Raw genomic sequence first — 13119 nt, forward strand, 5'->3', positions numbered from 1 at the left:
ATGAAAAAGCTTGATGATTCCGCACAGTTGTTATTGATCGCAGGTTTTGCAGTTGGGGTCGGAATAGTTGTACTCACGGTCATGCTCAACAATGTGATCTATGCAAGCAACATAGCTTCGGAATCAAGCATTGACACTTCACGTTATGATATATCCAACGCCATCCAGATGACAACAGAGGCCTGTGAGGATGCCTACCAGTATTCCATAAACGGATCACACAGCAATGTCGATAATGACACATTCAGGCAATATATTGAAACATATACTGAAAAAGCATCAGAGAACTATGGCGTTACAGGACTGACATTTTCCTGCCAGCCAGGAAATCTGTCAAAAGCATACTTCACGCATAGCGGGCTGGCAGATGGCGAGGACAACTGGACAGTTGTTAAGAATATCAATACCACTGACTCGTTTGCAATTTCCATACCAGATACATCCCTGCTCGGTAATGAATCAAATAAAGTAATAATCAAAGCTACCAACATTTCAGGAAATACGCTATGGTCAATGGAACTATACAATTCAAGTGGGAACATCAACGTTACTGTATCCGACCAGTCCTCAACCATAGGGAATTATCAGATCAGCACCAGTGGTGCCGGCGAGATCAATATAACAGGCGATGAAATAGATAATTCTTATGTAACTCCTGAGTTTGATTATTCAGACCTTACAGCAGGACAGGAATATTCCATAAATATCATAAATGGAAGCCAGGCTGTCGGAACATATTCGATCTCAGGCAATCTTTCCACAGGCCAGCCATTTACCCAGGCAAGATACTGGGTAGTAGAACCTACAATAAGCATATCTTCCAGGGAGATAACGGTTAACAGAACAGTTCCCGTTTCGTTGCCGGGAGGGGTTCAATGAGAAGTCTGACAGATGATGAGAATGCTGTTTCAATTTCAATCGGATTCATTCTCACATTCTCAATCACTGTGCTTGTACTTGTGACCATCCTGACATCGTTCTACTCATTGATGGACCAGGCTGAACAGACTGTCATGCGCGACGAATATGAGATACACGGGAATGACATTGCAGTCAAGATAACTACCATCGACACCATGGCAGGAAATGCTATCAGGTCCGGTTCGGACATAGGAGAGATCAGATATAGCCTATCACTACCTGAAAAGATTGCAGGCCAGACATATTCGATAGAATTTTCGAACACGACAAACGACATTGTCTTCGCATCAGAAGACAGGGACGAGACGAGGGTAAAGATACCTTTCTCAACCGAGGATACAACAGTGCTCCCAACAACCCTCTATAGTTCAAAAAGTGAATACAGTATCGTATATAATCCAGATGCAAGGACCATAGAGATATCCTGAAAGTGAAATGCATATGACCGGCAGAAAAAACAGATCAAAGGATTTCAGTTCATCCGAAGAAGCTCTTACAGAGGTAGTGGACTTCACAATAACCCTCGGAATAATGCTTCTGGCTCTGGGAGTCATCGGAGTTGTCGGATACCCTATGCTTGAGCACATGCAGGATACAGGACATCTCGAGAATATAGAGCAGAGCTTTTCGGTCCTCAAACCCAACATGAACAAAGTAGTTTACGGTAAAGCACCTTCGCAGTCAGTTGAATTGAAAATGCATGGAGGAGTTGTAGCGGTTACCGGACACAGCTATATGAACATCAGTATGCAGACATGGAATGAATCCACATCTTCTGCAGAGGTAGTAGCTGTTGAAAGACAATTGAGGATGATCGAAAACGAGTTTGCGGATACATCCATTGCGTATGAGAATACCGGTGCATGGGCGAAGTATCCACAGGGAAGTGCTGTAGCAATATCAAAGCCTGACTTTGCATATGACAGGAATACACTTCTGATACCGATGGTAACAATTTCCGGCTCAAGCGGTATCTCGGGATCAGGACTTATCAGAGTGATCTCCGATGGTGGCCAGCTGTCTGTTTCCAGATACGAGAACGTATCGCATGTGAATATAACCATTATGAGTGACTATTATGATGGCTGGGCAAAATACCTTAACGAATCCATGGAGATGCATATCCTGGATATGAACGCAGCTAACACTACTGTCACTGCAGGCAGAAGTTTCAGTCCAAATATCGATGTTATTACTTCAATTTCACCCATGAGCGTGAAAGTAGAATAAAAATGTGATGAACTATGAGAAGCCTGTTTAAATCAGAAAAAGCCGCATCTGCTGTTGTAGGAGTACTAATAATCCTGGCACTTACAATCACATCCACAAGTGCAATCCTGCTTTATGCAACACCTACTATTAATGACATGCAGGACATGGCAAACGCCCAGAGGGTGGAACAGGCGTTCACGGTATTCGATTCACGCACAAGTAAGGTAGCCCTGGGGGAATCTCCCAGCCAGACCACATCATTCTCTATTATGGATGGAAGCATAGAGGTAAACGGTGACAGCGATTCCTATAACGAAAGCCAGGTAGTAATAATCTGCGTTGACATGAATGCCACATGGTACAATGATACATTTAAAAAGAACAGAAATAGATGGAGAGGATGGGAACCACACCTTAATGAAACCGGGATGAATGAATTCAACGCCTCCATGGGCAGTATCACCTATACCAAAGAAGGCAGGATAATCGGTTACGAAGGAGGGGGAGTCTGGTCTAAATATCCCAACGGCAAAGCAGTAATGATATCTCCACCGGAGTTTCACTATAATGGTGAAACGCTTACATTACCAATAATGAAGGTAAGTGGAACAGATGTGTCAAGTGGAACAGCCGATGTTGATGTAACAGTTAGTTCCAACAACATGCCTGTTGTAATGTACCCAAATCCTTCGGCAGATACCAGAAGGATAAATCCCCTGAATTCAGATAAAGTACTTATTTACATAAAAAGTGAATTTTATAACGCATGGGCAGACTATGCGAATTCCCTGGCATATGCAAGTGCTGAGAAGGATGATGCAAATAAGACTGCAGTTGTAGAGCTTGAAGTAATTCCTGCAATGGGAAAAGACAAACTAAAAACAGCTTTTAAAGTTGGAAAAGTAAATCCATATTCAAACGACCCAATATGGGATTTTTCTTTTGATCTTGGGGCACGGTCGAATCAGGAGCTTAATTCTTTAAACTATGAATTAATTGCTACAGCAGGAGCAAAAACCCTTACATACAAACTCCAAAAACGTAAAGGACATGATCAACTCACAATCGATCTCCTGTATGAAGATACTTCATCAGGAGGAGGGATCGAATCATGGACCGGAGGAGCTACGGACGTATTTTACATCAGCGGTGAAAAAGAAGATGCAGAATCCACTGTGGACTTACTTTCTACATCATTGAATCTGACATATGATGAAAGTAATGATGACTTTTCATGGGAAACTGTAAATTATACCTCAGGAGATGAGTTACCTCTTTTCAATCTAACCCAGCATTACATGAAACTTATTACAGAGGATGGATCTGTGATTTTCAACATTCATTCACCTGGGAATTCAGACCCTGTAGATTATGATGAATCCACCCTTACACTATATTACGATGGAATGCCGGGCAGTATCACATACCTGCATGTGAGCAGGAACGATCTTTCTGCAACTTTGAGGTAAAATATACTTGCTTCTCAAAATATACACATGTGTAACATAAAATAATAATTTACATGAAATATTATTTATATTAAATGTTGTATATATGTATATTTAATGTTTGATAAAAAAGGGCAGATTGCAATAGATTTTCTACTGGGAATATCACTAGTGCTTATTGCCCTTGGATTCACAATACAGTTCATACCAGGTCTCTTTATTTCCGGATCAGCAGGAGAGAGCAGCCTCGACTATACAGCCTACCGTACCGCTGCGGTTCTTGCAGAAGATACTGGCTGGTGGGAGAACATCACAATGAACGGGACAGACTGGGAAAACCATCCCGATGGCATGTTGAGGATAGGACTTGCAGCGGATGATGAACCCCGATCCAGGCTTACCGATACACCCAATCTCATTTCAAAAAAGAAAACTGAACAATTTTTGCTTCTTAATGAAAGCACGATAATCGAGAAACTTGGCCTTTACAATGACGTTGAAGACACTCATTTTGCTTACGGGTACAATATCTCTATTCTAAAAAATGACCGGTATCTTGTTCTGAATAATACAACAGTTCACAGGGGCCTCCCTGTTCCCGGTGACAGGGAAATGTCCGGAATCACACGCATAGTACTGATTGAAACAGGAACTGTAGCCAGCTTTGATGCAAAAGAGCTTCCTGTGGATCCGTATTCACCCGGATCTGAAAATACAATAATAAACATAACCGGTCCGCTGAATTACGAACTTACAATCGAAATTGATAATCTGAACATAAGCGGAGTAGACCCGAGTTTTAAGAAACTTGTTCTGGACGGAACAAATCTTAATGAAGGAACGGATTATACAGCGTACAAAGTAATCAATGGAACTGAACTGCCACTGACAAGCACAGGTAAGATCGACAGTGGAGGCACTGTGATATTCCGTATGGACCCGGGACTTTTTAGCGGGTCCCATACTTATCAGCTGCAAATTGACATGAAGGACATAACATTCACAAATACCGCACCTCCCATCCCGGAATATTCAGAGCAGCAGGAAATCCTGTACGAACCTGCATATCTTGAGGTGGTGGTATGGCAATGAATGACAGGGCACAGTTGCATACCCTTGAAGGGCTGAGTGCAGCATTCATAATAACATTGACCGTGCTTACGATCACACAGAGCACAATCATAGTAACCCCGCAGAATGAACTTGCTATGGACGTTCAGCTGGAGCAGTTGAGCTCTGATTCACTTGCGGTTATTGACATGGCACACCATGGACCGATTCGCAATAACCTGACAGAATGCATTGCAGCCTGGGATATGACAGAAGCAGTATATCCTGACAATAATCTGGAAGAACTTGACGCACCCCTTTCATACCTGCTGCCGGGAATACTGTACAATGTGGACCTTGCCTACTTCAATAATGATGATCTCAATGTAAAAAAAGTGATCATACATGGTTCACCCTCTGAAAATGCCGTTGTCGTTAGACATTTAGTGACGCTTACTAACGAAACCGTCAGTTTGGCAGGAGGAGGATGGAACCTGGCTGATGATGAAATAAAGGTTGTGGAAGTGAGGATGACAGCATGGAAAGTCTGAAAGATGATACAAAGGGACAGTGGATAGCTCTTTCAGGACTTGTGATATCACTTATACTCATAGGTCTTGCTGCTCTGGCCAATCAGGCAATGCTCGCAGGATATCATTCATCGAATGCCGCTCTTGAGTTTCCGAAAGAGAATATAAGGGAATTAAACTTACATACTAAAGATAATGCAAGAATAATAAGGGATCTTTCTTTAAGCATCAACCAGACCAGTAATGAAACCGTGCCTGTGATATTTGAGAATTTATTTGACAGCTATAGTGATCAGGTAAAGAAGCTGCATGCAGTACACGGGGAGACCGTGAACGTATCCCTTGTTTCCATAAACTCGACCAATGGCACATATAACCATGACATTGATATGATTCTCGTGAACATCAGGTACAATGACGGGAACACCTATTATGCCTCAGAGCCCGAGATGATCGAGGTGAGAGAATGAAAAATCTGTTCAAAGATGAAAAAGGAGCTTCCCTCTTATTTGAATACATCCTGGTTACGCTTATTTGCATTGGTTTTTTTATGACAGTGACCCTCAATTCGAACGAGATCTTCATCAAGACGCCGAATGAGGCTGTTATGCAGGATGAGATGAGTGACGTTGGTAACATGATGAGCACAATGATAACGGATATGTATCTTGTTCTGCCACCCAATGGCAATATTGACACAGGATACAGGATACCTGAGAAAGTAGGGAGGGAAAACTACGTTATCAATGCAAATATCGCATATACCAACCAGATAATCGAGGTAATTTCAGCCTCATCTGGAAAGAACGTAAGAGTGACAATCGGCGGAATCGCCAGGACAATGCCGATCAATGGCACTGCCTCGAGCAGTTCTACACAGCATGTGATCAGTTATGATTCAACAAGATAGGAACAACGCTGCTGTTTCGGAAACACTTGGATACATCCTGTTGTTTGCGATAGTAACCCTTTCAATGGGTTTTATCTATGCTGTGGGATATCCGATGCTGCAATCGAATATTGATGCCAATATATTTGAAAGCGCAGAGCAGAGTTTTATTGTACTCCAGAGTGACATGGACAGGGTAGCCTTTGACCAGAAACCTGTGACAATTACAAGAATGAAACTGCAGAATTCTGAACTCTCCGTAAACAATGGCTCATCCATGACCATTACCTATGATAGTACTCCCCCTCTGCCTGTTAACACAGGCAATATAGAATTTGAAAAGGACAAAAAGAAGATCATATATGAAATGGGAAGCATCCTCGAGTCCTACCCGCCAGATTCCATGATAATGGTATCCAAACCTCCCATCTATGTAACTGACATAGATAATACCACAGTGACCACCGTAGGACTAATATCGGTCAACGGAGAAGATTCCGTATCAGGTAAAGGAATAGCCACGATGACTTTCACGCATAATCTGAGTAATATGAGTATGAGCTCATCACCTACCGATGTGGAAGTCAATATAAACAGTAATTATGCACCTGTCTGGAAAAAATATTTTGAAGACATAGGTTTTACGGTGACAAATACTACATCTTCTGGAATTACCGCACATATGAACAACACAATGCTGATCCTTAGCAGGCATGTAGTGGATGTGGATATTTCCTGAGTTTAAATGCTAAGTTCCTGAGAGCCACAACTCAGCTGATACTTATCATCCCTTTTGGCCGGACATATATCTCATCTCTGGCTATGAGTACATCGCTTACGTTATTTACGTTGTAGGCATAAGCAGTAATGCACGCCTTCCCGGCATTGATACTTGTGAAATCCACAGTATCGGAACCCACTACAGTTACATTTATCGGGTTCTCGTAATTTTCAAAATAGCCTATATTGCTGTAAAGATGGACATATGCAAAACTGGAGTTATCCAGCGTATCCAGGAGTGTCAAGCCGATATTCGCAGTATTGCCTATTCTCATGATTGAACGGTCGGGAGCCATTTCAAAAGTTCCCAGTGAATATGAAAGAACATTTGCGCCGCCACCGCCTACACTTGCACTTCCCCCACTTGGGATATATACGGTGATGTTCTCTCCGCCAAGATCGGTGTATGTAACCGTGGATGTCGGCATGATTATAGGCACATAGCCCGCACCATCCACCCTCATCTGATACCATACCCCCCATTTGTCACCTGGCCCCATATTCGGCAATTGCCACTCAAGAGAGGAACTGTTCCCTGAGGTGGTTATAGTGGGTTCAGCATTCCCGGTGGCAGGTGCTGTGGGTGCCATGAACAAGGTTGCATTGCCGGTTGTAGAGTTGCTGCTTCCGGAGATGTATGTTGCCTTTGCAGCCGACGAAGAGGTAATGTAATTATGAGGGACATGTATATCCAGGACTGGACCGCCTGCAGAGAAGTTGGTGATCTGTGAGGCAATACCTGTGAAGATATCCTTAAGCACGCTGGAGTTTGGTGCAAAGTAGTATTCACCACCTGTGATCTCTGCGACCTCAGCAAGCACTGGATCGACCTCGTATTCATTGTTACCAAAGCCCACAGTATATATCACGGTATCGTTCTCCTTTGCCCGGTAAGCCTCCTCAAGCAGGGAATGATAGCCTGCATTGTCAAGACCGTCCGTCATGATCACCATCGTGGAATTGCCATCCACCAATGAAAGTTCGTTATTGGAAGCATACATACCTTCATCTATTGCGGTAAGTCCGTCCGCTGTCATTGTGTCAATCGCGTTTTCAAGGTGGGAAAGGGAATCATTTTCCAGAGTGGATGTTACACTGGCCCCCCATTCACTCCATGATACCGGGGTACTCACCGGAGTATCATCCTTATTGCTGAATACGATATCAAAGCACTCATAGTACCTGGTTGATGATGTTTCAACCTCTGTGACTATACTCCATGAAGAGCCGTCCCATTTCTGAATATTCAGGTCATTGTTCCAGTCGGAGGTCATGAGAAATACATCATTACTTTCGGGATCCGGTGTCAGTTGTACCCAGCGTACGTAACCACTGCTACCGGAATCCGATGCCAGTGATTCATCGCTCCACGAAGAGCCATTCCATGTCCGATATTCAGGAACGGAATTTCTATTAGCCCAAACAACAATGCCTTTTCCGTTGGACTGCTCAAAAGTAACATCAACAGATCTTCTGCTGTATTCAGGTACGTCATTCCCAATCTGCACAGGTGCAGACCAAGCAGAGCCATTCCATGAAAGCACATTAACATCATAGGCATTATCTTCTGCTGCCAGGAGAATATCGTTTGAATTTGGATCTGCAGCCATTTTAATCCAGTATACACGGTTATCCGGGACATACATGTCCGAAGCAGTACTCCATGAGTTTCCGTCCCATATACGATATCTTACTGTATCGGTACCCCGATCGGCCCAGGCAACAATGGCTCTACCCGTGCCCTGTTCATATACCACATCAAAACACTGATAGCTTGTAGCCCTGGCATCATTTGTAATAAGAACCGTATTGCTCCATGAATCACCGTCCCAGACCTGCGCACGTATATCTCTTTCATCGTCAAGAGCCACAAGGACCATTTCATCTGAACCGGGTTTTGCCTCAAGCCTTACCCATCCGATATCACCTGCGCCGGGAATGCTTCCATCAACTGCTGCATCAGAACTCCAGGAAGAGCCATCCCAGACACGATACTGTGGAACTCCATCGTCTATATTCTTATCCATATAGGCTACGACTGCATCCCCTGAGAGCTGTTCGTACTTTATGTCGAAACCTCTTCTTTCATAGGAATCGAGATTTCCTGTTAACTGGTTAACACCACTCCATGAGGAGCCATCCCAGACCTGAACATTCACATCATTATTACTGTCAGCAGTACCCATAATGATCTCAGAGTTCAACGGACTGGATTCAAGAACCACATAATAGGGACTTCCACCTATATAGTTGGCCGATTGCTCAACTGACCATTCAAGACCATTCCAGGTCCTGAACTTAGGAGTACCTCCACCACCACTGCTATCATAGTAGGCTGTCATGACAGTATCCGGTTCTGATGTGGAGACGTTGATCGTAAATCGGGTATCCGTAAGTGCTCCTGCTCCCTTGGATATATCAATATAATACGTATCTCCTGCCGAAAGCATTGAAGAGACCCCGCAGGCGGCAGTTCCATTGGAAGATGAAAGAACATCCATACCATCGTAAAGGTCAACATCCATTAGGGAGGCATCTTCCCAGGATATGTTGAAAGTATAGAAGCCTCCGATTTCAGGAGTGAAATATCCGACCCAACTACTGTTATCAAAAACATAGCTGGTCTGGTTGTCGCTTGTTATTTCATTTTCAAAACTGTAGAGAGCCAGCCCTGCCGTATCACCTCTGCTTTCATCAAAGCTTGACATAAATGCATGGGAGGACAATTTAGCAGCACTTTTCTTGTCGATATAGGTAGCAATATTGAAATTCTCAGTACCTGTGCCTGAACCCGTTACCCTGATAGTCCATATGCCCTTTTCCACAGAATCATAGTCATTATCAGGATACAGATAGGATAGCGGCTGTATCCAGATGTACTCGGAAGTATCACTAACAGGATAGTAGCCTGTTGTATTATCACTAATACCATAGATAATTCCGGAAGGACTTGTCAGTTGAAGATCAAGGTCCGAAGAACTATCTTCCCATTCAAGCTGCACCTTAAGATCATTGATAGTATCGTTGATCAGGAAAGTTTCTTCGGAAGAAAATGGCATGGACAGAGAATCCCGGAAAGTATAATCATATGGGGTGAAACCTTCCACACCATATTCTATATCAGATATATCATAATCACTCAGTTCCTGGGCAATCGTATTGTATATCTCACTCAGATCGGAACTGTCAGGTGCATTATAGTACGCACCCCCGGTCTCAGATGCGATATGTCTGAGCAGTGCTTCATCAAGACTGCTTCCAAGACCGATGGTATAGATTGTGACACCATTGGAATTTGCAAACGCAATAGCATCTTCACCATCCCGATCATCTCCGGAATTCGTTTCTCCATCCGTGAGAACGATCATCACTTTTCTGGCATCTGAACGGCCATGATTTATAAGAAGGTCATTAGCATCCGCCATCCCTTCACCCATTGCAGTCATACCGCCATCATCTATCGAGTCGATAGCGCTTTTTACGGCAGCCTTGTTATCATATGAGTTCAGCAGTGTCATACCCATGTCCACCCTGCTTGAGCTAGCAAATGAAACGACTCCTGTCCCGGAATTGGAAACAAGGTTATCGGTGAACTCTTTTGCAGCGTCCCTTGCATCAGTAATAGGCTGATCGGACATACTTCCCGAACGGTCAATCACAAGTACCACATCAAGCGGAGTACCCGCATAATAGTCAGGATCCATACTTCCCGAACGATCAAGGACAAGCATGGCACTTGCCGCTGGTCTGGTGATAGGTAGTTCACCTTCCACGGAAATGATCGTTGTTATATTTACGAGATCACCTGATGTCACCGATGTGGGTTGTACACTCAGGTTAACACTCATAAAAGGTTCACTTTTGACACTGATATTGGCGGATTGGTTAATGTCTCCACTAGTAGCTACAATAGTCGTGTTTCCTGAAACGTTGCCTTCAAAAATACCATATATCCTTCCTTCGGAATCGGTAGTGGCATTGATAAGGGTTGAATTGATCCCGTCGATTGTAAGAGTTCCGACCGTTGTATTGCTATTGTTGAACGTTACATTGATATCAGGCAGCGAATGACCCCATTCATCCAGCGCAACAAGAGTGACAGTAGACTTGTGGTTGCCGTTTAAACCCTGTGACAAGACAGTATTCGGAACAGAATAAAAGTCCATCATGTAAAGTGGTCCGGCTGTAAAATTAAGTTCAGTGACATTGGTGAAATTCGTATATCCGGATTCATTCCTGTAAGTAGCTGTAACCGATAAAGATTCTATATACGGGGTGGGACCTACGATAGTGTTTGCCCGTCCCTGACTGTTCAGTGGTACCAATACCAGATTACCATCATCTGTTGTGAACCTGACCTGTTCCTTTATCGGAGTTGTGAGTGGTATTATCGGATTGAGGAACTGGTCCACAGGACGGGCCGATAATGTATAACAATCCTCATTGTTCGAGAGAACATTTTCAGGACTGAAAGTAAGGAAAAGATCATCGATCCTATCTGCAAGACCGCTAATTGTGATATTCGACTGTAAAGTGGTGTTGATAACACTTATTTGTACTACATTGTTACCAGCTCTTTTATCTGCTGTAAAGATATTCGCGAATTTACCATTGATATCTGTCAGGCCGCTGCTATGGGCAATAGAAGAAGAGTTGTACGTAACCGGACTATTATAGATTGTGTTTGCAGGAGATATCACGGAGAAAGTGACATTGGAATCCTCTACGGGATTTTCGTAGACATCATAAACACTAACATAAATACTTGAATTCGTGTTGACAGTATGATCGTCATCATATACAATCCTCAAAAGGGCGGGAGAGCCGGCTGTTATATTAATACAGGACATATTTGAAGCGGGACCGGCAGTTGAATTGATTGTAATGTTTCCCGCGATTGTGGAATTAAGACGCAGGGTTGAATTTTTGGATGAAGAGCCTGCATATGAGAATACTGTATCTGTTTTATTGACATCCAGCGATGTTGTATTGGAAGAGGATACAGTTGTATAAATATCCTGAATCGTATTTCCTGACTGATCTTTTATTATAATGTTCAAGTTGATGTTCTCATCCGGATCCACGTTACCGAAGATGTCCACCGGTGTGAATGTAATATTGGTGATATTACCGGCCTTATTTACTGAATGATCGGTTTCGACAAGTATTGAAGATATTTCAGATGGCAGAAACGTTACATTTGCAAGATCGTGTTCATTTCCTGTACTCGCATTAACGTGTGCAGTTCCTGTTGACGTGGAATTAAGAGTCACCTCTGCAATGCCCGAAGCATTTGTGACCGCAGAAGAAGAGTTAAGAATACCCATATCTGTTGTGAAATTTACTACAGTGTTGTTTACAGCCGTGCCGTTATCTGTAATAAGCACACTGATGCTGGCAGACTCACCTGCGTTACCCTGAATATCCGATGTCAGGAAGTCCAGATCCAGCGCCGAAGCTGAAATTGAAAACAGAAGGGATAAAGCTAAGACGCATAATAATTTTTTCAGATTCCCCATGAAATCACCTCTAAACCACCCATTGTCACTAAGCCGGACATTATGCGGGAACTATTCAGACCGACTATGACATTCAGAACAAGTATATAATATTACCAATATAAGTTATTTATTATACAAAATTGTGAAATCTGTAGTCCAGATAAAGATTAGAGACACCAGCTAAATTCCTTATACTGCTGTACAAAATAAATAAATAAGTCCTGCAGGATAATATATATATTATTGCATAATAACCATATTATATAATAAATGATCATTCCATGGAAAATGAATATGGATAATGAAGGACAAATGCACATCGACTACCTGATCGGAATCTCAATATTCCTTATGGGTATCGTTTTTGTTTTCACTTATACTACAGGACTGTTCACCCCCTTCCAATCCAATTCAGACGAAGTCACATTAATAGCTGACAGAATATCAACAAATATAATAGAACAAAACATGAGTGCCGGTGACCCACTGACAACAAACCTTCTTAATGGCACGAAAGTAGATGATTTTTTCAACAACTCAAACAGCAATTATGAAGGCGTTATCAATTACTATGGAATGAACAGTTCTTACCTTCGATATGAGTTCAATATTACTTTGCAGAACATAACTGCGGGCACTCTCGATTACTCAACTGGCAAGCCATTACCGATGCAGGGAAATATCGGTCAGACTAAAAGAATCGTACTGGTCCGAAATCAAAACACGGGTGATGAAGTCCGGGCGATCTTAGCTGTGAGGGTGTGGTAATCTGAAAGATGATAAAGGAC

General features: G+C 42.8%; 11 protein-coding genes. 10 read left to right on the forward strand and 1 reads right to left on the reverse strand.

Features of this window, described 5'->3' with window-relative positions:
- The 9 genes from HWN40_RS13460 (at position 1) to HWN40_RS00040 (ending at position 6789) form a co-directional block, all read left to right on the forward strand.
- Positions 1–879 (forward strand): hypothetical protein, encoded by an 879-nt coding sequence (locus HWN40_RS13460; RefSeq protein ID WP_218165473.1) that lies wholly within the window; start codon positions 1–3, stop codon positions 877–879.
- Positions 876–1349, forward strand: a complete 474-nt coding sequence (locus tag HWN40_RS00005) for a DUF7266 family protein (RefSeq protein WP_176963836.1) — start codon at positions 876–878, stop codon at positions 1347–1349. The genes HWN40_RS13460 and HWN40_RS00005 overlap by 4 nt, the downstream gene beginning before the upstream one ends.
- Before the next feature lie 13 nt (positions 1350–1362).
- Positions 1363–2151, forward strand: coding sequence for a DUF7289 family protein (locus tag HWN40_RS00010; protein ID WP_176963837.1), 789 nt, complete (start codon positions 1363–1365; stop codon positions 2149–2151).
- A 14-nt stretch (positions 2152–2165) separates the two neighbouring features.
- Positions 2166–3602, forward strand: coding sequence for a DUF7289 family protein (locus tag HWN40_RS00015; RefSeq protein WP_176963838.1), 1437 nt, complete (start codon positions 2166–2168; stop codon positions 3600–3602).
- A 96-nt stretch (positions 3603–3698) separates the two neighbouring features.
- A complete protein-coding gene (locus tag HWN40_RS00020; RefSeq protein WP_176963839.1) occupies positions 3699–4673 on the forward strand; it encodes a DUF7287 family protein in 975 nt (324 codons plus the stop codon).
- Positions 4664–5182: a DUF7288 family protein gene (locus HWN40_RS00025; RefSeq protein WP_246275935.1), complete on the forward strand. Its 519-nt coding sequence runs from the start codon at positions 4664–4666 to the stop codon at positions 5180–5182. Before HWN40_RS00020 ends, HWN40_RS00025 begins: the two co-directional genes overlap by 10 nt.
- Complete coding sequence (locus HWN40_RS00030; RefSeq protein WP_176963840.1) at positions 5170–5631, forward strand: hypothetical protein; 462 nt, start codon at positions 5170–5172, stop codon at positions 5629–5631. Before HWN40_RS00025 ends, HWN40_RS00030 begins: the two co-directional genes overlap by 13 nt.
- Positions 5628–6071: a hypothetical protein gene (locus HWN40_RS00035; RefSeq protein ID WP_176963841.1), complete on the forward strand. Its 444-nt coding sequence runs from the start codon at positions 5628–5630 to the stop codon at positions 6069–6071. Before HWN40_RS00030 ends, HWN40_RS00035 begins: the two co-directional genes overlap by 4 nt.
- On the forward strand, positions 6055–6789 hold the full coding sequence (locus HWN40_RS00040) for a DUF7289 family protein (protein ID WP_176963842.1): 735 nt from the start codon (positions 6055–6057) through the stop codon (positions 6787–6789). Before HWN40_RS00035 ends, HWN40_RS00040 begins: the two co-directional genes overlap by 17 nt.
- A 31-nt stretch (positions 6790–6820) precedes the next feature.
- On the opposite strand, the gene HWN40_RS00045 is transcribed toward HWN40_RS00040, so the two are convergent.
- Positions 6821–12349, reverse strand: coding sequence for a VWA domain-containing protein (locus tag HWN40_RS00045; RefSeq protein ID WP_176963843.1), 5529 nt, complete (start codon positions 12347–12349; stop codon positions 6821–6823).
- Positions 12350–12619: 270 nt separating this feature from the next.
- On the opposite strand from HWN40_RS00045, the gene HWN40_RS00050 reads away from it, so the two are divergent.
- The gene (locus HWN40_RS00050) at positions 12620–13099 is read left to right on the forward strand and encodes a DUF7287 family protein (RefSeq protein WP_246275936.1); all 480 of its coding nucleotides are present in this window, start codon (positions 12620–12622) and stop codon (positions 13097–13099) included.
- Positions 13100–13119 lie beyond the last annotated feature (20 nt).

It is taken from the genome of Methanolobus zinderi (genome assembly GCF_013388255.1).
Classification (GTDB): Archaea; Halobacteriota; Methanosarcinia; order Methanosarcinales; family Methanosarcinaceae; genus Methanolobus; species Methanolobus zinderi.

Bases quoted from the DNA above. Each gene is read 5' to 3' on its own strand.
- HWN40_RS00010 (WP_176963837.1), top strand. From the start codon at position 1,363: ATGACCGGCAGAAAAAACAGATCAAAGGATTTCAGTTCATCCGAAGAA.
- HWN40_RS00005 (WP_176963836.1), top strand. From the start codon at position 876: ATGAGAAGTCTGACAGATGATGAGAATGCTGTTTCAATTTCAATCGGA.
- HWN40_RS00020 (WP_176963839.1), top strand. From the start codon at position 3,699: ATGTTTGATAAAAAAGGGCAGATTGCAATAGATTTTCTACTGGGAATA.
- HWN40_RS00035 (WP_176963841.1), top strand. From the start codon at position 5,628: ATGAAAAATCTGTTCAAAGATGAAAAAGGAGCTTCCCTCTTATTTGAA.
- HWN40_RS00045 (WP_176963843.1), bottom strand. From the start codon at position 12,349: ATGGGGAATCTGAAAAAATTATTATGCGTCTTAGCTTTATCCCTTCTG.
- HWN40_RS00040 (WP_176963842.1), top strand. From the start codon at position 6,055: ATGATTCAACAAGATAGGAACAACGCTGCTGTTTCGGAAACACTTGGA.
- HWN40_RS00050 (WP_246275936.1), top strand. From the start codon at position 12,620: ATGAATATGGATAATGAAGGACAAATGCACATCGACTACCTGATCGGA.
- HWN40_RS00015 (WP_176963838.1), top strand. From the start codon at position 2,166: ATGAGAAGCCTGTTTAAATCAGAAAAAGCCGCATCTGCTGTTGTAGGA.
- HWN40_RS00025 (WP_246275935.1), top strand. From the start codon at position 4,664: ATGGCAATGAATGACAGGGCACAGTTGCATACCCTTGAAGGGCTGAGT.
- HWN40_RS00030 (WP_176963840.1), top strand. From the start codon at position 5,170: ATGGAAAGTCTGAAAGATGATACAAAGGGACAGTGGATAGCTCTTTCA.
- HWN40_RS13460 (WP_218165473.1), top strand. From the start codon at position 1: ATGAAAAAGCTTGATGATTCCGCACAGTTGTTATTGATCGCAGGTTTT.